The organism is Cryobacterium sp. Y62, from assembly GCF_002929785.1.
Lineage (GTDB): Bacteria > Actinomycetota > Actinomycetes > Actinomycetales > Microbacteriaceae > Cryobacterium.
The window spans coordinates 44754-67818 of the sequence record NZ_PJJK01000101.1 but is presented as its reverse complement, the minus strand read 5'-3'; the positions used below and the strand labels follow the sequence as shown (position 1 = coordinate 67818).

The window sequence follows — 23065 nt, the reverse complement described above, 5'->3', positions numbered from 1 at the left end:
CAATTCCATGCCGAACAGGGTGAAGTATTCCTCCGGATTCACAAATCCGGAAGACGCAGGGGGGCCGCCGAGATCTTCCCCTGCTTGGAGGGCATTGATGGATTCGTTCGTGCTGCCCGCTGTGTTGATGCGAAGGTCAAGGTGGCACCCGGTGGAGGGCCCCTCGTTGCCGACGAGCGCGATCGGCTGGCCGGGCGTGACGGCGTCTCCGACCTTGACGGACACGTCGGAGAGTTTCATGTGCAGGTAGGAGACGGTGTAGCCGTCCGAGGATTTTATCGAGACCTGGTAGCCGGCAATGAGAGTGACGGTTCCACCGGTGATCGCGTAGATCTGGTCACCGCAGGGGTTTGGGTAATGCTGCAGATCGGAGGCGGGATGCCAACTGCTCGCCCCCGCAACAGGGCTCTCCCGGGGGCCGTAGTCGTCGGTCATATTGAAACCAACGCTCAGCGGCAGAGCAACGGCGCCACTGGCGCAACCACCACCGGCGGCACCGTCACTGTCGCCGGCGAGTGCGGTCACGATTTGGTCGGCTGCGCCGAAGAAGCTTTCGTAGTGGAACGGGTCGGCGTTGCCCTGCACTTTGTGGATGGCGAGGGTAGGCTCAAGGCGCTGCCAGTCGTCGACGCCGACCAGACGCTCGAAGAACGCCGTCGCGGCGTGGGTGGGGTCCATCACCTCGTCGCGGGTTCCCCAGGAGCCCAGGCTCCATTGCTGCTGGAATAAGCCCAGTGAGCTGGTGGGGGAGCCGTCCGGGTTGGTGACACCAGTCAGATCGTCGCCGTAGCCGACGTTCACGAGTGAGCTTTCTCCCATGGCGGTCATCACCCCGAGGACTTGGGCAGTGCGCTCCAGTGTGAGAGCACTGGCTGCGTTCATGATGTGCGCGGCGTTTGTCAGCTGCTCGCCGGAGTAGCCGGCTATGGGATCGGTCGGCACCGTCTCGGGGTCGACTGTCCCGGCCGGCCCAGTGCATGCGGCGGTCGCGGCCGTGCCGGAGAACACGAGGATGATCAGCAGGAAAAGCGTCCCGAGGAGAGCGACGGGCGCGCCAATGACAATCAGCGCGCTTTTCCCTTTTTCGTTGGTCACCGTTATCCCTGTGCAGGTCGGATTCGATCAGCAAGCCAGGGCGCGGACGCGCCGGGGCGGCTCAAGCTGACGGTGTAGAGGCCCGCGTCGGTGGGAACCTGAACGATCAAGGCGACCTCGGTGGATCCGTCCAGAATGGTGCCCGTACCGGTGACCTGGTGCACGGGGACCTGCGCCGGATCAGTGCCCTCATAGGCTGCCGCGCCCGTCTGGGTCAGGAGCGGGTACAGGTTGTTCATCCACGTCGTGGCATCAAGTGTCGGCTGCCCAAACGTCGTCACGACCTTCTCCGCTGTGGTGCTCGCGTCGGCGCGGCTGTCTGTTCCCGCTTCCGGCACGGGCAGCACGCTCGCGTCATCGGTGGGCGCGCCTGGCACTCCGGTTCCGGACGGCATCGACGGCGCACTGGGGGAGCTCATTGTTGGAGCCACGGTCGGCGACGCTGTGGCGCCGACACATCCCGTCAGAGCGAGGGCAGCAGTGAGGTACACCACGGCGACCAGGGCGCGTGTCACAGGCCGTCTGCGACGGCTGCGGTGACTTGCAGCCATGCTTCACGCGTCGCCGGGGCCAGAGCGTCGTAGCTCAGTGTTCCCCCGTCGACCAGTGCGGGGTCGTGGGGTACGTCGAGCACCGTGCGAGTCAGGGACGCAAAGTGGCCATGCAACCGGCGGTTCAGCTGCGCATCGGCCACCTTCGAGGGGGAGGCGAGAACGGTGACGGCGTTACGCACCTTCTCTTCGTGGCCCTTTTCATACAGCCCGTCGACAAGCCAGGCGGCGCTGGCTGCAGTGTCCTCACGAATTGTCGAGACGATGACGAGCTGATCGGCGGCGTCGAGGGCGGCTTCCCAGTTGGAGGCGCGCATGTTGTTGCCGGTGTCCACGACGATGACCCGGTAGAACCGGCTCAGGGTGGTGTGCAGCTCGTTGAACGCCTGACCGTTGATCGTTGATGATGCCGCGGCGTCTTCGTCGGAGGCGAGCACGTCGAACTGGGTGGAGCCCTGTGAACGCACATAGTTGTCGAGGTCCCCGACCCGGGCACTGCGGAGGTCGTTGAAGCGTTCAAGGTCGCGGAGTAGGTCAACAGCTGTGTTGCTGTGGCGGGCGGGCTGGGCCCGCCATCCCAGCGTCCCCCGGGTTTCGTTGTTGTCCCACGCCAGCGTGTACCCGCCACGGTAGGTGCCAAACGTCGCCGCCAGCAGCAACGTCGCAGTGGTCTTATGAGCGCCACCCTTGGGGTTGATGACGACGACCGTTCGAGGTCCGCGCAGGCTTTGCTGGACCCGATCAATCGCGCTCCGGTGCGTGAGCTCCGGCTCGCCGGGCCCAACCGAGACGAGGCCGCCCGTCAGCCGACGCACAGTGCCCTGCCAGCCCATCATGGCCGGGCCGGCCACCGCGGCTGGCCGAGATTGCAGAAAGTCGTTGAGGGTCAATCGGGCGGCGGGCTCTTCTAAGCGCTGAGCTCTCTCCGGGTCAGGCTTTGCGGCCGACGCCTGCTGAGCGACGACGGGAGTCGACGTGACTAGCGCTGCCGAAGCATCGAGGTCAGAGAGCGCTTCCACGCGGCCGTCAGGGTAGACAGCAAGTAACTGTTCCCCGAGCCGGTCCCGGGTATTCAACCGGACGGGGCGGCCCATGTTGGTAGCCGTCACCGTGACGAGGGTAAGAATTTCCGCCCGCACCGCCTGTTCATCCGCGCCGACCACCGACTGCATCACACCGTTGATCGCGACGGTTCCCGTCGCATCGGCTGCAACGGTGGCCTCAATCCTGGGAAATATGGGAACGGTCTCGATCATGACGTGGAGCCTCTCTCGTCGTCCTCTGAACGGAGTGCACAGTCGTCGTTGTGATGCCCAATCAGGTACGCGCGCAACTGATCGCGGGCAATCCGCCAGCTCGTACCGATCTTCACACCCGGCAGTCTGGTCGTCGCATCGGTGCTGGTGAGCAAACAGCGAACGTTACGCCGCTCCAACCTCAGCACGCAGGAGACGTCAGCCACGCTCAACATGTCGCCGTAACGGCGCAACATCGAGTCGGGCCACATCATCAGCGCTGGTGTCTCGTCCACCCTCCGAGCGTAACCGACACATAAGGCAGATGAGTGCATAAACGTATAAGTACGTATCACATAGGTAATATGAATACAGGACGCTGAGAACCCTTAACGCGGGGTAGAACACGAGTCTATGTGAGTGACACGAATGAGCATGAATCAGGACAGAGGGGAATCCGTATGAGCACGAGTGCAAATCGGTGGCTCATCGGCCCTAACTCATCCAACGAACCCGACACAGCCGCGCCCGTTCCCACGCGACGGGACGAGCGTCACGGCGCGACCGCGCCGCAACCCGGCATCCCCGTTCCCGACACAATTGACCGGCTGCCGCGACGGGACGCAGCATGGCCAGCGACGATCTGGTGGCTTGGCGTCCACGGCGGCGCGGGGGAGTCCACCCTCGCCGCCCTCACAGCCGGCACGCGGCCGTGCGATCACGCCTGGCCCATTCCCACCACCGCCGGAACAACGCATCGCGTCGTCCTGGTGGCCAGGACGAACTACGCCGGCCTACTCACGGCGCAACACGCCGCCACAGAGTGGGCAGCGAACACGTTAGGCGACGCAATACAACTCGCCGGCCTGGTACTTGTCGCTGACGCCCCCGGACGTCGACCCAAGCAGCTGCGCCACCTCGAGCACATCATCGCCGGCGGCGTCCCCCGTGTCTGGAACCTGCCCTGGGTCAACGCCTGGCGCCTCGGACCCCCAGACACTACCGCTTTGCTGCCCAAAGAATTCCGTGCACTCTTCACCGACCTCTCCCTCACCCCGACTCGCGCCCCCGCCCACACCTGAAAGGTCTCAATGTCCCTCTCCCTCGCAGCCGCCCACGCCCTCACCACGGTCGGTCAGCTCCTCACCGCGCTTCCCGACCCGGAGCCGCTGGCCCCACCCGGCTTTGAAGCCGTGAGCACCATCCTTGCCTGGGCCAAATGGGTGGGCTTGATCGCCGCGATCCTGGCACTGATCGCCGTCGCCGTGATGTTCATGTTCAACTCCCGACGCGGCGAAGGCGGCGAACACGTCAAAACATTCGTCAGCATCCTCGTCGGCGTCATGATCATCGGAGCAGCAACGGCACTTGTCGGATTCATCTCCGGCTCCTAACACTGGTATCAATCGCGCGAAGGAGCAACGCATGACGAACACCGCACCAAGAAACCCACTCTCACGACCGGGATTCATCGCCGCCGCAATCATCGTCGGGATCATCCTCCTCGCCGCGATCATCGTCCTCGTCACATCGCTGACCCGCGACACGGGCGATAACATCACCCAACCAACGAGCAACCCCACGTCGACGGCCCCCAACGGCGACGCCGCAGACAAGAGCGTGTGCGGCCTCTCAGGGCTGGAGACGAAGAGTTCGCTGACGCTGGCACCACCCAACGAATGGGAACTCGTGGGTTCTGTCGCCGCACCTACCGATCCGGAGGGCGCGGGACCGGGCACCACCGCGGGTCAATTTCGAACGTGCTTCGCACATACGGCGGAAGGAGCCCTCTTCGCGGCAGTGAATGCCGTAGCCGCCAGCACCGACTCGCGAAACTCATCCCGGATGTGGGAATTGCTAGCTAATGGACCGGCCAAAGACGCTGTTAAAGCCGCCGGCGAGCAGACAACGTCTTCAGGCAACACTCGCCTTCAAGTTGCTGGTTTCAAGGTGAACAACTACTCAGCCGCCGAGGCCACAATCGACGTTGCCTACACGATTACCTCAGAGGGCGGATCCCTCGTGAGTTATCCAACAGTGGTCCGCTGGGAAGGTGGCGATTGGAAGGTCGTCGTAACGGAAACTGGGGCACCCATTGCGCCTGGCCCGTTGTCCAATCTTGGCGGATACATTCCTTGGTCCGGTGTCTAGCATGGCCGTAACGGATATTGATTGCTCAAACCCAGTCAACGCCATTCTGAACGCCGCTGACTGCGCCCAGCAGGGCGTCGGCGACTTCGTTGCGAATGCGTCGAATGATGCCGTTCAGGAGTTGGCGAACAGTGTTTTGGAGGGATTTGGGAAGGCTCTGGCGAGTGTTGGGACGATGTGGGTTGCTGTGCCAACACCCGTTCTCACGGCCGGTGCGGGTACGACTGAGACGCTAACGGCGCCTCCGGGGTCAGATTCCTTCACCACCATTCTTGGATACGTGACCTTCATTGGGCTCACGCTTGCGGTGTTGTCGATCATCGCTCTTGGCGCGACCATCGCTCTTCGGAGCCGTCGTGGTGAGGGTTTCCGTCATGTGGGCACCCTCGGGGTCATCTTCATAGCGACCTTGCTCATCTCGGGCGCGTCCGCTCTCATCGGCGGGCTCCTGGGCGCGAATGCCCCCGAAGGATCATCGACGACCGTCGGGTTCTTACAAAACTCGCTCTGGTACTACGTCGGCGGCCTAGCGATCCTCTCCGTGATCATCGGCGGGATTCGAATGGCGTGGGAACAGCGTGCACAGCCGGGCAAGGATCTCATCCAGTCTCTTATTACGCTCATTGTGGTTTCGGGGACCGGGCTTGCAATCATCACCCTCGCCACCACTGCTGCCGATGCGTTCTCGATCTGGATCCTCAACGGAGCTACGGACTGTGATGTGTCCGCGGCCGGAGAATCCAACTGCTTTGGAACGAACGTCGCCGCACTGGTGGCAGTAACAGCCAGCTCACCGATCGGACTCATCGGGATCCTCATCCTGGGCTCGATCGCTCTTCTGATGACCTACGTCCAGGTTGCACTCATGGTCGTTCGCGGTGGGCTGCTGGTCATCCTGGCCGGCGTATTGCCGCTGACGGCGAGCTTCACGAACACGCAAATGGGTAAGCAGTGGTTTGGGAAGGTGGTCGGCTGGACGATCGCCTTCATTCTCTACAAGCCCGCAGCGGCGCTCATCTATGCAGCGGCGTTCAGCCTCACCGGCACGGACGCTTTCAAAGATGACGGCGGAGGCATTTGGACGATCCTCACCGGTCTCGCGCTGATGCTCATGGCCCTCATCGCCTTGCCCGCTCTCCTCAAATTCGTCGCTCCCATGACCGGTGCTGTCGCCGGCGGTGGCACCGCGGGCATGGCGATGGCTGGCGCAGCAGGCGCGATCGGCGGCGACCTAGCCAGCGGAGCAATCAAACGGATGAGTAGCTCGTCGTCGACCCCCACCGGCGGCAACGGCGGAGGTGGAGGTAGCAGCAGCGATGCTCCGACCGGTTCAAGCACGCCCGGCGGCGGCAAGCCCTCGGCTCCCACCCCGACGCCCTCTGGTGCGGGGGGCAGCTCTTCAGCTGGTGCAGGAGCCGGGGCAGCCGGCGGTGGCGCAGCAGCTGGGGGCGCGGCAGCTGGGGGCGGTGCCGCGGCCGGTGGGGCAGCAGCAGCAGCCGGGCCCGCTGCACCCATTGTGATGGGCGCACAGATGGCGGGCGCAGCAGCCAAGGGCGCGGCCAACGCCGCGAAGGGTGCTGTGCAGTCGGCGGCCGATGACTCAACCGGACCTAGCGGTTCCTAAGCAGGAGATTCCTCGATGACAACGAACAGCGCACCGCGCAGCTACGGCAACTGGACAAAACCGAAGACCGCTGGTCTTCTGGGCTTGGGGTCAATCGGCACGGCGATTTTGTTCGTGGGGGCCGGTTTCAGCGTCATCGTGACGATGGCCTCAAACATTCTGAACGGCGCCGTCACGGCGCTCGTGTTCGGGATGTTCCTTCTGACGGTTGCAGTGAAAGACAAGCACGGTCAAAGCCTGCTGATGCGGGCCACCACCCGGGTCGGGTGGATGGTGACCACAAGCACGGGGACGCACATCTACCGGTCGGGGCCGCTCGGCCGGGCCGAGTGGGGCACAGCACAACTGCCCGGCCTGGCTGCGGGCTCCAGGCTGACGGAGTGGCGCGATAGCTACAACCGCCCGTTCGCACTATTGCAGGTGCCCACTACTGCGGACTATACCGTCGTCATCGAGACGGAGCCCGACGGCGCCGCGCTCGTCGACCGCGAACAGGTCGACGTGTGGGTTGCCGAATGGGGCATGTGGCTCGCCAGCCTCGGCGACGAACCCGGCATCGAAGCCGTATCCGTGACGATTGAAACAGCGCCCGACACGGGCACGCGGCTCCGCCGCGAAGTGAACAGTCGGATTGATCCAGCCGCCCCGGAATTTGCCACGAGCATCCTGCACGACCTGGTGCGGCAGTACCCGGCCGGTTCCGCGACGATCAAGGCCTATGTCGCCATCACCTTCAACGCCGCTGCCCGCGTCGGAGGGAAAAAGCGCACCCCCGATGAAATGGGCCGCGAGCTGGCCTCGCGCCTGCCCGGCCTCACGCAAAGCCTCTCCTCGACCGGCGCGGGAGCAACACGCCCCGTGAGCGCCCAAGAACTCTGCGAAGTGGTCCGCGTCGCCTACGACCCGGCTGCAGCACGACTCATCGACGACGCGAACGCGGCCGGTGAGCCGCCCGAGCTCTACTGGCCCGAGGTCGGCCCGACAGCCCACCAGGCGAGCTGGGACACCTACCGACACGATTCGGCTCTGTCGGTGACGTGGATGATGAGCGGCGCCCCGCGCGGCAACGTCCCCTCAAGCATCCTGGCTCGCCTGCTGGCGCCACACCGGGACGTCGCGCGAAAACGCGTCACACTGCTCTACCGGCCGATTGATGCGGCCAAGGCTGCGGCGATCGTCGAGGCAGACGTGCGCGCCTCGACGTTCAATGTGCAGTCCGCAAATAAGCCCACAGCACGGAGCATGACCGCGACACGCGCGGCTCTGGCCACGGCGCAAGAGGAAGCCTCGGGCGCTGGCCTGGTCAATTTCGGGATGCTCGTCACCGCCACGGTGACCGGCGCCGCCCACGAAGCCGACGCGAAGGCCGCAATCGACAACCTCTCCGCTACCGCACGGCTGCGACTGCGCATCGCGCACGGTTCTCAGGATTCCGCGTTCGCGGCCGCACTTCCACTCGGCCTGGTCCTACCGAAACATGTACGCATTCCGTCTGAGGTTAGGGAGCAGCTCTAATGCCCGCCATCGATTCCAACCGACGCAAACTATCCAAGCCGCGCGAGCTAGCCACAGCCACGCAGACGAAGGCCGACAAGGAGAAAAAGCCCCAGGTCCGTCGCCCCGGTCCCCGGGGCTGGTTGGGGCGCGGTCGCGGTGAGTCCACCGTCATCCAGCCGGCCGATGAGTGGCGCGGAACGACCGTGCAGGTGTGCGGCCTGCACCCCTTCTCGGTTGGAACAGGAACCCCGATGATCGGCGTACCGATCGGCCTCCAACTTTTCACCGGGGCGACCGTCTGCGCCGACCCCATTTCCTGGTTCCAAGACGCCGGCCTCATCTCGAACCCCTCGGTGTTTGTGCTGGGCCTGCCGGGCCTGGGTAAGTCAACGCTCATCCGACGGATGGCCGCCGGCGGAGCAGGATTCGGAAACCTACCGCTGGTGCTCGGCGATCTCAAACCCGACTACGTCGACATGATCCGCGCTCTCGGCGGGCAAGTCATCACCCTCGGCCGTGGCCGCGGGCACCTCAACATCCTCGATCCCGGCGAAGCCACCGCCGCCGCCGAACGGCTACGCCTCGCCGGTAAAGAGAAGGAACGCCAAATGGTCCTCGCCGACGCTCACGGCCGCCGGCAAACGATGGTGTCCGCCCTCCTGACGATCCTCCGCAAAGACCCACCGTCCGCTCGCGAGGAAGCCATCATCGACCGCGCCCTCACCGTCCTCGACGAACGCAATGAGGGAGTCCCGGTGCTCGGCGACTTGCTGCGTGTGATTCAGGAAGCCCCCGCGGAAGTGCGCGCGGTAGCCCTGGACCGCGGCGACCTTGAACGGTACAAGAAGATCACAGAAGAGCTAGAGGCCTCACTCATCAGCCTCACCTCGGGTGGACGTTTGGGCGAAACCTTCGCCCATCCCACCGACGTTCCCATGATGAGGGATCGCCCCGTGGTCTACGACGTGTCCTCGATCGATGACTCCGACACCGACATGCAGGCCGCAATTCTCCTGGCCTGCTGGTCGGCGGGGTTTGGCACCGTGAACATCGCCAACGCCCTCGCTGACGCAGGCCTCGAGCCACGCCGTCACTATCTGGTCGTTCTCGATGAGCTCTGGCGGGCACTGCGCGCGGGCGCGGGCATGGTCGACCGGGTCGACGCCCTCACCCGGCTCAACCGTCAACGCGGCGTGGGCCTCGCAATGATCTCGCACACGATGAGCGACCTCCTCTCCCTCCCGAACGAGTCCGACCGGATGAAAGCACGCGGATTCGTCGAACGGTCCGGCATGGTCATCGCCGGCGGCCTACCGGGCGCGGAAATGCCCATGCTCACCAGCGCCGTCCCACTCTCCCGCGCCGAACAGGAACTCCTCACCTCCTGGCAAGATCCCGGCACCTGGGACACCGGGCTGGGACGCGAATCCGACCCTCCCGGCCGAGGCAAATTCCTCATCAAAGTCGGCGGCCACCCCGGCATCCCCGTCAAGGTCGAACTCATCGAATCAGAACGCGCCATCAACGACACCAACAAACTCTGGCACCCCGCATCCTCATTCCCCGAACCCGACGAGTCCAACCCCATCAGTGGACAGGGCAACGCCGACGACGCCCGGCATGACATCGACGCCGACCGCACAATGGCCGAAGAGGACAGTGCGGCATGAGCGCATCGAATAGGCGAAACCAGAACGGCCTCGATGCGCAGACGATCATGCTGATCGCCTGCCTCGCGCTCGTGGCTGTGGCCTTGGGCACAGTGTGGGTGGCCGTTACGTGGGGCTCACAGCTGGACGGGGTGAACCCCGATTTGACCGGTGACCCGTTCGGGCTGTTTTTCGGCGTGCTGGGAGGCTCCGTAATCTGGCCGGCCTCCGGGACGTGGATCCTCGCGGCCACACTCGTCGCGGTCCTCGTCCTAAGCATTCTCGTCGCCGTATCGGTCTCGCGTGCCCGGCGGCGCCGAAGCAACGTCGACGGAGCTGCAACCTACATGGGTAAGGGGCGCGATCTTCGCGCCCTGTCGGCCACAGGAGCGAAGGCCACCGCTCAGCGCCTCGGCGTCACCGACTGGCTCGGCGTCCCCATCGGCATCACCGTTGCCGGAAGGCACAAGCTCTACGGATCTGCCGAAGATATGCACGTCGACATCTGGGGGCCCCGCACCGGAAAATCCACCAGCCGTGCAATCCCAGCGATCCTGTCCGCCCCAGGCGCCGTCCTCACCACGTCGAACAAACGAGACGTCCTCGACGCCACGCGTGATGTGCGAGCCGCCGGCGGCGGCCGCATCTGGGCGTTCGACCCGCAGCGCATCGCGCTCGAAGAACCAACCTGGTGGTGGAACCCACTCAGCTACGTCACCGACGACGTGAAGGCCGCCAAGCTCGCCGAGCACTTCGCTACCGGTTCTCGTGCCGGCGACTCGCGCGCCGACCCGTACTTCGACAACGCCGGCCAAGACCTCCTGGCCGGCTTCCTCCTCGCCGCAGCCGTAGCCGGTCTACCCATCACCAAGGTCTTCACCTGGACCACAACACCCGGCGATGAGACTCCGGTCGACATTCTGCGCGCTCACGGCTACGACCAGATGGCCGACGCCGTCGACGGCCAAGTCAACGGCGAACCACGACGCCGCGACAGCGTCTACGGGACGGCCGCGCAAATGGCATCATGCCTGAAAGTCCGCGCCATCGGTCAGTGGGTGACACCCCTCGGCGGCAACCTGACCGAGGATTACCGGCCACAGTTTGACCCACACGCCTTCGTAGAAAGCCGTGACACCCTCTACAGCCTCTCCAAAGAAGGCAAAGGAACCGCCGGCCCCCTCGTCACCGCCCTCACCGCAGCCACCGTCGAAGCCGCAGAAGAACTCGCCACAACCCAGCCCGGCGGGCGCCTGACCGTACCCTTACTCGGTGTTCTGGACGAAGCAGCCAACGTGTGCCGCTGGCACGGCCTCCCCGACCTGTACTCCCACTACGGCTCACGAGGAATCGTCCTCATGACCATCCTGCAATCCTGGTCACAGGGCGTCAAAGAACCAGAATTCCTGAATGAGCTCTCCCAAATGGTCGGCGACTACGACAAACACACCACCTCAACCAGCGTCGGCCGAGGAAACCGATCAACATCCCACCAAGTACAGCGCGAACGCACCCTGGACGTCGCGGACCTTGGAGCTCTGCCCCGCGGCCGCGCCGTCGTGTTCGCCTCCGGCGCACCCGCAACATTGATCGAAACAGTGCCCTGGATGCGCGGCCCGCAGGCTGACGCTGTGCGCGCGTCCATCGCCGCACACGACCCATCACGCCGCACAGCGCCAAACGACGAGTCCCCGGTACCGGCAACACCGGCCGGCGGCACGCACGCCTGGTTGAACGCAGCTCCGAAACAGGAGGACGACCTGTGAGCGAGTTCGACGCACTCCGCGACGACGACGAGACAAAAGCTCCAGAGGAGGCCGTTCCGCAGCTGTTCTATGGCTCGTCGGACGAGTTCATGCGCGACCGACTCCGGCACATGTACTCCCGCCGCGTCGGCCCCGGCAACGCGAGCTTCCGATGGGCGGCGAAGTGGTGGGAATATCCGGAAGCTCTCGCCCGCATCGACGCCCTCTGGCGCGCCTGGGAACACCTCAGACTCGACGGTGCCACCGGGTCAAGCACCTGGTGGATCGAACACGCCGACCACCACATGCCAATCCTGATGAGCACCGAAGGACCATTCGCAAAATCAGAAGACACGAACAAACCCGGTGAATCGCTGCCCTACACCGCACCACCAGAAGACTTCTTCCCCGATATGCGAGAAAACCACGACACGGGGTCTGGCTAGCGCCGACCACCGTTCCAATACTGGTCAAACCCCATGACCACGGCTGACCGCCTGCATTCAGCGAAAATACCCGCTACAGTCGGATATTTCACTTTTTCACAAGCCACCTTTAGCTCAACTCGCGAGCTCGATTCGGGCATCGACGGCGTCTGCCGAGAATACCTGGTCGACGACGAGGTATCGCGCGCCTTGTAGTGCGGCACCGGCACCGAGTGCGCTGGCGGCGATGAGGAGCTCGCGTGTGGCGAGTGGCACTGTGCGTTCGTAGATGCGCTCGCGCACTGCGTCGATGAGCACTGTACCGTTCACGGCCATCCCGCCACCGAGGACGAGGACCGACGGATTGAGGAGCGCGACGGAGGTCGCAAGCACGTCGCCGAGCAGGTGTCCGGCGCGCTTCACGAGTTCGACGGTGCGGGTGTCATTCTCCCGGAGCAGCCGGCTAACGTCTGCGGCATTCTGGACGTCTTCGCGACCTTCGTCGCGCAGTGCGCGGGCAACGGCACCGCCGCTGGCTTCGGTGGCGAGGCAGCCGTAGGCGCCGCACGTGCATTGGTGGCCGGTGTTCCTCTCGAAAAGACGGATGTGTCCGATGTCGCCGGCGCCGCCGGCAACGCCGCGTTCGGGCTGACCGTGAAGGATGACGCCGGCACCGATGCCCGTGCCGACCTTCACGAACAACAGGCTGGGTGCCTCGGCGTAGCGCGCACGCGCCTCGCCGAGACCCATGAGATTCGCGTCGTTGTCGACGAAGATCGGCAGGCCGAGGAGTGAGCCTAGGGTTTCAGGGATCGGGTAGTCGTGCCAACCGGGCATGAGGGGCGGATTGTTGGGCCGTTGGGTGGCGTATCGCACGGGTGCCGGGATGCCGACTCCCACACCGACTACTTCTGCGATCTGGCGATCGGCCCGCGAGAGCAGCTCTGTGAGGCGTTTGGCGATGGTTCGAAGAGTTTCTTCCGGTGCCGCCTCGATGCGCACCTCGGACTCGGCCTGCATGATTACCTGCCCGCCAGCATCGATTACCGCGAGGCTGGCATGGGTCGCACCCAAGTCGACCGAGAGCACGAGCTGTCGACCTTCGTTGAACGAGAGGAGCTTCGCTGGGCGTCCCGCCGGCCCAGCCGCCTGGCCGGCCTCGCGCACGTATCCGGCGTTGAGGAGCTGCGACATGCGCAGGGCGAGCGTCGAACGCGAGAGTCCTGTCAGCTCCTGCACCTGGCGGCGAGTGCGGGCCCGTCCGGAGCGCACGAGCGCGAGAATCTCGCCAGCGGACGCGCTTCCCGTTGTGCTTGTCACCGCGTCACCCCTTGTCTGCGCCGGCCGTAAGGCCACCGGTCAGCAGCCGCTCCGTGAAGAAGAAAAGCACGATGATCGGCAACGTGAGCACCACGGAGCCGGCCATCAGCACTGTCGTCGGCACTTCAGTGCTCCCGGAGAGCTGGGAGAGGCCGAGGGACACGGTCCACAGCGGCCGCTTGTCTATGAGAAACAGTAGCGCGAAGAGGAACTCGTTCCAGGCGATCATGAAGACAAAGAGGCCCGTCGCCATGATCGACGGCGCTGACAGGGGCAGGGTGAGTCGCCAGAGCACGCCGATCCTCGACAGCCCGTCTATCCGACCGGCCTCCTCGATCGACACTGGTACGGTTTCGAAATAGTTGCGCATCATGTAGATGGCCACGGGCACGGTCTGGGCAATGTAGACGAGAACCAGTCCCAACAGCGACCCTCGAAGCCCGATCTTGGTGAAGATCACGAAGAGTGGGATAGCCACGACAATCGCCGGGAAGAGGTACGCTGCCAGGAACAGGCCGCTCACCTGCCTGCGTCCGATAAAGGGCAACCGAGCGATCGCGTACGCGCCAGGTATAGCGATGACGAGGGCGAGGATCACCGAACTGATCGCGACGATGCCACTGTTTCCGAGGAAGGTGAGGAACCCCTGCCCACCCTGGGAGACGGGCGCTAGGACGGTCCGGTACGTGTCGAAGGTCAGCTCGTCGAGCGAGGGCAGCAGCGAGCCGGGATCGCGCAGCAGGCTTTCGATGGGACGCACCGACAGTAGCAACATGTAGAAAAAGGGCAGCAGGACGGCGATCAGGAACAAGACGATCGTCACCCACTTAAGCGTCCCGAGCAGAGCGTTCTGGCGGCTCGAGCTCGGCGAACGGCGGCGCCGCTGGCGACGGCGCCGGCTCTTAGCCACGGCGCCCTCGGCTCTCACAACAGACGCGGTCGCGGTGGTCATGCTTTCTCCCCCCTTCGGCGAAGAATCAACAGATAAACCGCGAGCATAGCCACCAGCAACACCGCTAGGACGACAGACATGGCCGAGGCCGCGCCGACGTTGCGCTGCACGGTGAGAAGTTCGTAGATCTGCACGCTCGCGACCTGGGTACCTGCGGCGCCGCCGGTGAGTAAGAAGATGTCGTCGAACTCGTTGAAGGTCCAGATGGTGCGCAGCACCGCGAGTACGCCGATGATGGGGACGAGCTGCGGCCAGATGATGTAGCGGAAGGTCTGGAAGGGACCGGCACCGTCCACGAGGGCCGCCTCCTCAGGCTCAACCGGAAGAGCCTCAAGCCGGGCCATGATGAAGAGGTACGCGAACGGGAAGTAGCGCCATCCCTCGAAGGCGATGACAGTAAGCAGCGCCGTCGGCACGTGGATCTGTAGACCCAAAACTTCCCAAGTCGCCTGCGTCTGAGTGAGGAACGGGACCGGCCCTTCCCAGCCGAGCACATTCTGTCCGAACTCGTTGACAATACCGAACTCGGGGTTCAGCATGATCCGCCACACAAACGTCACGGCCACGACGGGCGCCACGTACGGGAGAAGAAAAGCGGCGCGCACGAAGGTGCGTCCACGGAAGGGCCGCCGGACGACGAGCGCGGCGATCGTGCCGAGCACGATGACGAGCACGACCGAGCCGATCGTATAGACCAGCGTCGTGCCGAGGCTCGACCAGAGCACGCCCGAACCCAGCACCCGCTCGAAGTTCTCGAACGTGAAGCCGCTGAACGGATTCGCGGTGCCGATCTGGATGAGCTTGAGCTCTTGAAACGCGATCACAAACGACCAGAGGAGCGGCAGGATCACCACGGCGACCACGATGATCAGTGTCGGGCTCATCAGCAGGATGCCAGTACGGGCGTCGCGCTGCGTCAGGGTGCGGCGACGCTTGGCACGGCCGCGAATGGTTGAGTGTCCAGGTGTCTTGCCCATACCTTTGGCGGAGCGGGTGCCGATCTTAGGTTCGGTTGTCGTCATAGTTTTCCTCCTAGCGGGTGCCGAGTCGTTTGTCGCGGCCAGCACCCGCCCGGTCAATCGGCTAGAGGCCGAGGTCGTCCTTCAGTGCGTTAGCCTCGTCGGTAGCCTGCTGCGCCGCGTCCTCCGCGCTCATTCCCGAGTTGATTGTCTCGGAAAGCACCCCGGGGAGCACGAACTGCGCGCCCACTGCGCCGGCCAGGGCACCCTGGCTCTGCGGAATTCCCCAGCGGCTAAAGGAGTCGAGTGACTCAACGACGGCCTGGAGGGTGTCCGGACCGAACACGTCAGACAGTAGCGCCTTCGTGTCAACGCCAGCCTCGAGGGTCTGCCAGCCGTCGACGAATGCGGTGGGGTCCTCGGCTGTCCCGAGTCGGGTGGGAATCTTGCCCTCGGGCGCAAGCGCGAGCCAGTCGACGTAGCCGTCGCCCATCATATATTCGATCAGATCCTGCGTGCCCTCGTGGGCGCCATCGAGCGCCGCCCATGAAACCAGCTCGCCGAAGGAGGCCGGCTCGGACCCGTTGGGGCCCTCAATCGCGTTAACAATTCCAGTGTTTGCGGCGAGGAAACCAGGGTCGGCCTGGCACTCCGTGCACGTGGGGAGCGCATCGCTGCGCAGGCCGGCGAGCTCGTCGAGAAGGAATGATGACCACACGAGCATGCCGGCACCGCCGGAGAAGTAAGTCGCGCGGGTCGTGTCGGCGTCCTGGTTGCCGGCGACGGACCCCTCGAGGATGAGAGAGCTGTAGAAATCGATCGCTTCCACGCACTCGGGGCTGTCGAGCGAGATCTCGTCAGCGTCGTTCACGAGCTCGCAGCCGTTGGCGAGGGCGAAGTACTCAAACGTCTGCTGCGTGAACGAATCACCCGGCGCTGTCGCGGCGACGATGCCCGCCACCTCAGGCGACTGCAGCGTGGTCGCCGCCTCGGTAATGGCCTCATACGTCGTCGGCGCCTCCAGACCAGCCGCCTCGAAGAGGTCGGTGCGGTAGAACAGCAACTGCGCCCAACCGTCGCTCGGAACGCCGAGCTGCTCACCGTCGGACTGCGTGAGCTCGAGTGCTCGCTGCGAAAAGGTGTCGACGCCGAGGGCGTCGACGATCGCCTGAGCAGCCCCGGTGTCGAGGACGCCGTCAGTGTTGAGTTGGTTAAGGGCATTCAGAGACACTGCGCCGATCGCGTCCGGCAGATCGTTCGACGCAGCAGCGGTTGCGAGCACGGTCGGCAGCTGGTCCTCCGCGAGGGCAACGAGCTCGACCTTGATGCCGGTCTCCTCCGAGTACGCATCGAGGATGGCCTGCTGAGCCTGAACTCGCTCAGCGACATCCTCGACAGTCCAGATCGTGATGGTGTTGTCGCCACTACCGCCACCACCGGCAGAACATCCGGTGAGGACGAGGGCAGCAGCCGCTGTCGCGGCGATGATAACTGCGCGGACATTACGCATGAGATCTCATTTCGGTCGCAGGATCGTTGATACCGCCCCTCGGGCGGAGCGCCTGGCCGGTTCTCAGCAGTACGAGGCCACAACCATGGAGCGCTGCGTTTATTGAACACCGATTTATGTCCGAATACAAGTCTTAATACGCCGATGAAAGTGAAACAGCCCTGATTTACAGACATTATTCTGCCCGATTACTGGATAAAAGAACTTGCATACGGTTCGACGGGCCGCGTATGGTGGCTCCGTTAGCGATAAAGGATGGTGCAAGAATGGGTTTTAGTGTGACATTCCCGGAGGCCCGGGTCGTCGAGGTCGTCGAGGTGCCGGATGCGCCTCTCGAACTCGGTCAGGTGCGGGTGCGCACGCTCTACTCCGGCATCTCCGCCGGCACCGAGCTCACCAGCTTCCGCGGCACGAGCCCGCACGTGACGAAGCGCTGGGATCCGGAGACTCGCCTCTTCGCTGGCGGAGAGACCGGCCCTGCCTTCCCCGTTACCGTCCTCGGCTACGAGGAGGTCGGGGTCGTCACGGAGATGGCCGCCCCGAATACCACGATCGCTCTTGGCGATGTCGTCTGGGGCACATGGGGGCATCGCAGTTCCGCCGTACTCGACGGTGAGGCTGCCGCCGCACGCATCCTGCCCGCCGGCGCCGACCCCCGGATCGGAATTTTCTCCCACATCGGAGCCGTCGCCCTCAACTCGATCCTCGACGCCGACATCCACGTCGGCGAAACCGTAGCCATCTTCGGCCTCGGCGTTCCCGGCCAACTCGTAGCCCAGCTCGCGCGCTTGAACGGTGCCCGCGTAATCGCAGTAGACGGTGTCGCAGCCCGACGCAAGCTCGCCACCCAGCTCGGCGCCGATGTCGTCCTTGACCCGGCCGAGCCCGTCGCCGAGCAGATCCGCCAGCTCACGGACGGTCGCGGCGCCGATGTCGCGATTGAGATCGCCGGCAACGCCCGTGCCCTCCACGAAGCTATCCGCTCCGTCGCCTATTCGTCCCGCGTCGTTGCGGCCGGCTTCATTCAGGGCGACGCCGCAGGCCTCCGTTTGGGCGAGGAGTTCCACCATAACAGGGTGCAGGTCGTAGGCTCGCAGATCTCTGGGTCGGCGCCCAACGTCGCCCACCGGTGGGACCGCTACCGACTCACGAGCACCGCGATCGACCTCGCGGCCAGCGGCCGTCTTCAGGTATTGCCGCTCATCTCACACGCCGTAGGTCTCGACGAGGTCGCCGACGCGTACCGCATGCTCGATGAGGGCGCGCCGGGCGTACTGCAAGTCGTCATTGACTTCGAGGGAGCTGGACGATGAGCGCCGTCAACCCGATCTGCGTGCAGGAGCAGGTACTCACCGGCGACACCCTCGAGCAGAAATGGGAACAGGCTGCCTCCTGGGGCTTCGACGGCATCGAGCTCCGCGGCCGCGGCGACGGCGCCTTCGCAGCACGGCTGCCAGAGCTGCGGCGCGCCGCAGCCAACGGGGTGCCGATGCCGACGGTCTGTGTCGAGATGTCGCACTTCATCGGCGCATTCGATCCGGATCTCCGCCGTGACGCGATCGCCCAGATGGGCGACCAGCTGCGCGTGATCGGCGAGCTCGGCGGCCGCGGCGCGATGACGCCCGCGTCGTGGGGAATGTTCTCGCTCCGGTTGCCGCCATTCGATCCGCCGCGCTCTCGCAAGGACGACACTGCAGTGCTGATCGACGGCTTGGGCGCGCTTGGTGAGCTCGCCGCCTCCCTCGGTGTCATGATCTTCCTCGAGCCGCTCAACCGCTACGAGGACCACATGGTCAACCGCCTCGGCGATGCCGTCAATCTCATCCGCGAGATTGGCCTTGACTCGGTGAGGATCGGCGCCGACACATACCACATGAACATTGAGGAGACCGACCCGGCCGCGGCGCTCATCGAGGCCGGCCCGTACATCGGGCACGTGCAAGCCAGCGACTCCAACCGGCTCGAGCCGGGGGCCGGACACATCGACTGGGCGATGTTCGGAGCGAGCCTGCAAGCTATCGGCTACGACGGCCCGATCGCGATCGAAAGCCGCCTCTCCGGCGAAGCCGCCGATGTTCTGCCCTCGGTCCCACCGCTGCTTCGGCGTTATCTGTGAACGACCACACTATCGCCGCCGCAACCCGAGTGCTGGCCTGCAACTGGCGCAGCAGCTACACCGTCCCGGCCGCCGGACTCTATCCACACCAGTGGAGCTGGGACTCTGCGTTCATCGCCATCGGGTTGCGGCACATCTCTCCGCGCCGCGCGCAGCAGGAGCTCGATGCCATCTTTAGCGCGCAGTGGGCTGACGGCCGTCTCCCGCAAATCGTCTTCAACCCCCGGCTCGACGTGCAGTACTCCCCCGGGGCCGCCTTCTGGCGCAGCGAGCAGATTCCCGGAGCGCCAGCGGTGCCAACGACGGGACTCATCCAACCGCCCAATCACGCGATCGCTGCGCTGCTCGTCCACCAAGCCGACCCCGAGGAATCAGAGCGTCGCGGCTTCCTGCCGCGCGCATATCGACGACTGCGCGCCTGGCACGGCTACCTCGAGAACCGCCGCACCGGAGTCTCGGGGCTCGTGCACGTCGTGCATCCCTGGGAGAGCGGCATGGACAACTCGCCGTACTGGGATGCCGCGCTGGCCGCGATCAGCGAGACCTTCGAGCAAGCCATTCCCCGCCCCGATCTCGACCACGCCGACGCGAGCCACCGGCCGTCGAACGCCGAGTACGGCAAATACCTATACCTCGCCGCCCGATACCGCGACCACGCTTGCGATGATCGCGACGAGACATTCCCGTTTCTCCTCGAGGACCCAGCGGTAAACACGATGTACGCACGATCAGAATTGGCCCTTGGCCACATCGCCGAGCTCATCGGCCTCGATCCGGGACCACACGTCGACCGGGCGCACGCCGTCACCGCGTCGCTCGAGTCGCTATGGTCGCCCGATCTCGGCTGCTATGTCGCGCGCGATGTCGTTGCCGACACGAAGCAGGAGTTCCGCACCGTCTCCGGGCTGGTCCCACTGCTGATCCCCGACCTGCCGCGCACGGAGGAACTCCTCACTACGCTCCGCTCCCCACATTTCGCGCTCGGCGACGTCGCGCTCATACCGAGCCACGACCTGACGGCCGTGACCTTCAACGACGCGCGGTACTGGCGCGGCCCATCATGGTTCAACACAGCGTGGCTCATCGCCCAGGCGCTGCACGAGCATGGTTACACCGATGACGCCAGCCGCCTCTCCTCACAGATGGTCAACCTCGGGATCGAGCACGACTTCCCCGAGTACGTGGACCCACGCACGGGCGAGCCGCGCGGCACCCAGCGCTTCAGCTGGACGGCTGCACTCAGCCTCGACCTTTACAAGCGCCTCCATCCACGGGACGGAGTAGCACTGTGAACGATCCGGAACCGATCGATTCCAGCCTCGAGAGTCTGCAGGCACAGCACTTAGCGCGTCCCGCGCCGCTGCGCGTTGGCGTGGTGGGCGCGGGGATATGGGCCCGCACGGCACACATTCCCATGCACCAGGGACCCGGCCCAACCGCGTTGACTGGAGTCTGGGCGCGCTCCGCCGAAGCCCGTGAACAGTTAAGGAACGACGGCATGCACGTCTTTGACACCTTCGACGACCTGCTCGATGCATCGGAGGCCGTCGACTTCGCCATCCCCCCCACGGTCCAGCCCTCACTCGCGATCCTCGCCGCCGAAGCCGGCCGGCACGTACTGCTCGAAAAACCATCAGCGACAAACCCTGCCGACGCCTGGCGGATCGCCGATGCTGTCGCGACGGCCGGCGTCGCGAGCGCGCTGACACTGACCCGGCGCTACCACCCCCTCGTGCGCGAGTACCTCGAACGGGTGGACGCGCTCGAAGATCCACCCACCGGGATCATGGGTGCGCACGTCCACGACGGATTCTTGACCGGAGGCTTCGTGGCCAAACCGTCGCCTTGGCGGGACGAACTCGGTGCGCTCTATGACCTCGGACCGCACTTACTCGACATGGCCGAGCAAGTCGCCGGTCCAATCGTCCGCGTCCGAGTCCGCGATCACCGAGGATGGACCACTATCGACGCCGACCATGTCGGAGGTGCCCTGGGACAATACGCCGTGTCTGGCTGCGTCCGCACGCGCCCCGCGACCACGCTGATAACCTCCGGGCCGTCAGGGCGCGAAACGCTCGATACCGCCGGCGTTGACATGGCGCCCGCGTTCGCGCAGCTTCGCGAAGAGTTCGCCCGCGCGGCGCGATCCGGATCGCCTGTGACGGCGGACGCCCTCCGCGGTGCCGAGCTCGCCGACCTGATCGACGCTTGCCGACGCTCTCTCGCCGAGCAAGGCGCCGCCGTCGCCGTTTCCCAGGGAAGATCGATCTGATGCCCGACCCCGCCGCGCGCTCCGGCGTCCCGATGCTGAACAACCGGCTCGTCTTGCTCGCCGCGCCCACGCAGGTGTGGTCCGAGTTCGACGGCACGACCCGGCCGGGCACGTTCGCCGGTCTTTACCACGGGGACTGGCGCATAGCCACCGGGATCGAGCTGACCATCGACGAACGGCGACCCGAACCACTCGGCCTGCACCAAACCACCGCCCGCGCCGTTTTCACCGGCGTCTGCCCGCACCTCGACGACACCACCAAGGATCCCCGCGTGGTCACCGAGCACACTCGCGCCGTGCGCCCGGGCGGCACGACCGAGACGGTGCAACTCGTCAACGCAACCAGTCAGACGGTCCGGACGGAGATCACCCTCGCTGTCACCCTCGCTTTTGCATCCCTCGACCTCGTGCGCGCTGGCAACAACATCACCGCGCCGTTCAACGCATCGTGGCAGGGCTCCCGACTCACGATCACCCAGGACACCCGCACTCTCGATATCACCGCCGACGACGGCGTCCTGCAGCTCGACGGCGACCGCGTCACCGCGACCTGGCCGATTGCCGTCGAACCGGGCAACACCACAGAGGTGCAGCTCGACCTGGCCATCGCCGATACGGCCGCAGTGACCGCGGGCACCACGGATCCGTTGTGGGCTGAGCCAGAACCCACGGGAAACCTGCGCCTCGACCGGTGGGTATCGACCGCCTCAGCTGACCTGACCGGCCTCCGGATGGTCGCGACCGACCATCCGGATGAGCCGTTCCTCGCAGCCGGAGCCCCTTGGTATCTCACTCTGTTCGGCCGCGACTCGATCACAGCTGCGCGCCTGCTACTGCCTCTCGGTACCGACCTCGCCCTCGGAACCCTCAGTGCCCTGGCCCGACGCCAAGGAACCAAGGTGGACCCGATCGGCGCTGAGGCGCCTGGCAAGATCCTGCACGAACTGCGCGCCGCACCCCTGCGGGTCCCACGCGAAGGCATCGTCCTGCCACCGGTGTACTACGGCTCGATCGACGCCACGACCCTGTGGATCTGCCTCCTTCATGACACGTGGCAGGCCGGTGTCCCGGCCGAGGATCTCCGTTCCCTGCTGCCCAGCCTGCTGCGCGCGCTCAGCTGGCTGCGCGATTCGGCAGACAGCGACGGCGACGGATTCCTCGAGTACATCGACCTCAGCGGACGAGGCTTGGCCAACCAGGGTTGGAAGGACTCAATCGACGCGGTCCGTCACCACGACGGTACCCGCGCCGAGGGCCCGATCGCACTCTGCGAGGCGCAGGCCTACGCATGCGAGGCCGCGCTCGGCGCCGCGGCGCTGCTCGATGCCTTCAAGGAGCCGGGCGCGGACGAGTGGCTCGCGTACGCGGGTGCGATCCGCTCGCGTTTCCGTGCGCAGTTCTGGGTTGAACGCGATGGCCTACGCTTCCCCGCCATCGCCCTCGACGGCGCGAAGCGCCCTGTCGCCTCGGTGAGCTCAAACATCGGTCTCCTGCTCGGAACCGGGCTGCTCGATGCCGACGAGGAACGTCTGATCGCCGACCTACTCCTGTCCGACCGAATGGCCAGCGGCTTCGGCGTGCGCACGCTGAGCGCCGACGAAGCTGGTTATTGGCGGCTCTCCTACCACTGCGGCAGCGTGTGGCCGCACGACACTGCGATCATCATCAGCGGTCTAATGAAAGCCGGGTTCGGCAGCCACGCACGGACGCTCGCCGGACAGCTCCTCGATGCCGCAGAGCGGTTCGATTACCACATCCCCGAGCTGTACAGCGGCGACGCCGAGCCGATCGCGTACCCGACCGCATGCCGCCCGCAGGCCTGGAGCGCCACCGCGTTCGTACCTGTCTGGCAAGCCCTCGTCGGCCCCACCGACGTCGAAAGCCAAAATTCGAGACTCACCCGACCAATTTCCTAACTTTGAACGGTGGCGTCGCCGGGCATGATCCAATCATCCTGATGCGAT

The 23065-nt window shown here is 65.2% G+C and carries 21 protein-coding genes; 13 read left to right on the top strand and 8 right to left on the bottom strand.

What is annotated here, in order from left to right; genetic code table 11:
• The 4 genes from CXY71_RS08370 to CXY71_RS21950 form a co-directional block, all read right to left on the bottom strand.
• The coding region (locus CXY71_RS08370; protein ID WP_104135179.1) for a M23 family metallopeptidase at nucleotides 1-1095 on the bottom strand (1095 nt) is incomplete at its 3' end.
• 2 nt (nucleotides 1096-1097) lie between these two features.
• Nucleotides 1098-1610, bottom strand: a complete 513-nt coding sequence (locus CXY71_RS08365; protein WP_104135178.1) for a hypothetical protein — start codon at nucleotides 1608-1610, stop codon at nucleotides 1098-1100.
• The gene (locus tag CXY71_RS08360; RefSeq protein WP_104135177.1) at nucleotides 1607-2902 is read right to left on the bottom strand and encodes a cobalamin biosynthesis protein CobQ; all 1296 of its coding nucleotides are present in this window, start codon (nucleotides 2900-2902) and stop codon (nucleotides 1607-1609) included. The genes CXY71_RS08365 and CXY71_RS08360 overlap by 4 nt, the downstream gene beginning before the upstream one ends.
• Complete coding sequence (locus CXY71_RS21950; protein ID WP_146072779.1) at nucleotides 2899-3177, bottom strand: helix-turn-helix domain-containing protein; 279 nt, start codon at nucleotides 3175-3177, stop codon at nucleotides 2899-2901. Before CXY71_RS21950 ends, CXY71_RS08360 begins: the two co-directional genes overlap by 4 nt.
• Nucleotides 3178-3342: 165 nt before the next feature.
• Here CXY71_RS21950 and CXY71_RS08350 point away from each other — a divergent pair, with 165 nt between their 5' ends.
• The 8 genes from CXY71_RS08350 to CXY71_RS08310 are packed head-to-tail and all read left to right on the top strand — an operon-like array spanning nucleotide 3343 to nucleotide 11993.
• A complete protein-coding gene (locus tag CXY71_RS08350) occupies nucleotides 3343-3963 on the top strand; it encodes a DUF6668 family protein (RefSeq protein ID WP_104135175.1) in 621 nt (206 codons plus the stop codon).
• A gap of 9 nt (nucleotides 3964-3972) precedes the next feature.
• Nucleotides 3973-4275 (top strand): hypothetical protein, encoded by a 303-nt coding sequence (locus CXY71_RS08345; RefSeq protein ID WP_104135174.1) that lies wholly within the window; start codon nucleotides 3973-3975, stop codon nucleotides 4273-4275.
• A gap of 31 nt (nucleotides 4276-4306) precedes the next feature.
• On the top strand, nucleotides 4307-5032 hold the full coding sequence (locus tag CXY71_RS08340) for a hypothetical protein (protein ID WP_104135173.1): 726 nt from the start codon (nucleotides 4307-4309) through the stop codon (nucleotides 5030-5032).
• 1 nt (nucleotide 5033) lies between these two features.
• On the top strand, nucleotides 5034-6656 hold the full coding sequence (locus CXY71_RS21070) for a hypothetical protein (RefSeq protein ID WP_233204556.1): 1623 nt from the start codon (nucleotides 5034-5036) through the stop codon (nucleotides 6654-6656).
• Between the two features lie 15 nt (nucleotides 6657-6671).
• The gene (locus tag CXY71_RS08325; RefSeq protein ID WP_199184253.1) at nucleotides 6672-8171 is read left to right on the top strand and encodes an SCO6880 family protein; all 1500 of its coding nucleotides are present in this window, start codon (nucleotides 6672-6674) and stop codon (nucleotides 8169-8171) included.
• Nucleotides 8171-9823 carry an ATP/GTP-binding protein gene (locus tag CXY71_RS08320; RefSeq protein WP_233204555.1) on the top strand — a complete coding sequence of 551 codons (1653 nt, stop codon included), beginning with the start codon at nucleotides 8171-8173 and terminating at the stop codon, nucleotides 9821-9823. Before CXY71_RS08325 ends, CXY71_RS08320 begins: the two co-directional genes overlap by 1 nt.
• Entirely contained in the window at nucleotides 9820-11568 is a 1749-nt protein-coding gene (locus tag CXY71_RS08315) for a type IV secretory system conjugative DNA transfer family protein (RefSeq protein ID WP_104135171.1), read from the top strand. Before CXY71_RS08320 ends, CXY71_RS08315 begins: the two co-directional genes overlap by 4 nt.
• The gene (locus CXY71_RS08310) at nucleotides 11565-11993 is read left to right on the top strand and encodes a DUF4913 domain-containing protein (protein ID WP_199184252.1); all 429 of its coding nucleotides are present in this window, start codon (nucleotides 11565-11567) and stop codon (nucleotides 11991-11993) included. Before CXY71_RS08315 ends, CXY71_RS08310 begins: the two co-directional genes overlap by 4 nt.
• 114 nt (nucleotides 11994-12107) lie before the next feature.
• On the opposite strand, the gene CXY71_RS08305 is transcribed toward CXY71_RS08310, so the two are convergent.
• The 4 genes from CXY71_RS08305 to CXY71_RS08290 all read right to left on the bottom strand — a co-directional run bounded on the left by CXY71_RS08305 (nucleotide 12108) and on the right by CXY71_RS08290 (nucleotide 16713).
• Entirely contained in the window at nucleotides 12108-13292 is a 1185-nt protein-coding gene (locus CXY71_RS08305; RefSeq protein WP_104135170.1) for an ROK family transcriptional regulator, read from the bottom strand.
• A 4-nt stretch (nucleotides 13293-13296) separates the two neighbouring features.
• Nucleotides 13297-14244 carry a carbohydrate ABC transporter permease gene (locus tag CXY71_RS08300; protein WP_104135169.1) on the bottom strand — a complete coding sequence of 316 codons (948 nt, stop codon included), beginning with the start codon at nucleotides 14242-14244 and terminating at the stop codon, nucleotides 13297-13299.
• Entirely contained in the window at nucleotides 14241-15266 is a 1026-nt protein-coding gene (locus tag CXY71_RS08295) for a carbohydrate ABC transporter permease (RefSeq protein WP_233204554.1), read from the bottom strand. Before CXY71_RS08295 ends, CXY71_RS08300 begins: the two co-directional genes overlap by 4 nt.
• 61 nt (nucleotides 15267-15327) lie before the next feature.
• Nucleotides 15328-16713, bottom strand: coding sequence for an ABC transporter substrate-binding protein (locus tag CXY71_RS08290; RefSeq protein ID WP_104135168.1), 1386 nt, complete (start codon nucleotides 16711-16713; stop codon nucleotides 15328-15330).
• A gap of 278 nt (nucleotides 16714-16991) precedes the next feature.
• On the opposite strand from CXY71_RS08290, the gene CXY71_RS08285 reads away from it, so the two are divergent.
• From CXY71_RS08285 to CXY71_RS08265, 5 genes are read left to right on the top strand one after another with little or no spacing between them, the layout of a single operon-like run.
• Nucleotides 16992-18026: a zinc-binding alcohol dehydrogenase gene (locus tag CXY71_RS08285; protein WP_233204553.1), complete on the top strand. Its 1035-nt coding sequence runs from the start codon at nucleotides 16992-16994 to the stop codon at nucleotides 18024-18026.
• On the top strand, nucleotides 18023-18829 hold the full coding sequence (locus tag CXY71_RS08280; RefSeq protein WP_104135166.1) for a sugar phosphate isomerase/epimerase family protein: 807 nt from the start codon (nucleotides 18023-18025) through the stop codon (nucleotides 18827-18829). Before CXY71_RS08285 ends, CXY71_RS08280 begins: the two co-directional genes overlap by 4 nt.
• Entirely contained in the window at nucleotides 18826-20121 is a 1296-nt protein-coding gene (locus CXY71_RS08275; RefSeq protein WP_104135165.1) for a hypothetical protein, read from the top strand. The genes CXY71_RS08280 and CXY71_RS08275 overlap by 4 nt, the downstream gene beginning before the upstream one ends.
• On the top strand, nucleotides 20118-21101 hold the full coding sequence (locus CXY71_RS08270) for a Gfo/Idh/MocA family protein (RefSeq protein ID WP_158253029.1): 984 nt from the start codon (nucleotides 20118-20120) through the stop codon (nucleotides 21099-21101). Before CXY71_RS08275 ends, CXY71_RS08270 begins: the two co-directional genes overlap by 4 nt.
• Entirely contained in the window at nucleotides 21101-23017 is a 1917-nt protein-coding gene (locus tag CXY71_RS08265) for a glycogen debranching N-terminal domain-containing protein (protein ID WP_104135163.1), read from the top strand. The genes CXY71_RS08270 and CXY71_RS08265 overlap by 1 nt, the downstream gene beginning before the upstream one ends.
• Nucleotides 23018-23065 lie beyond the last annotated feature (48 nt).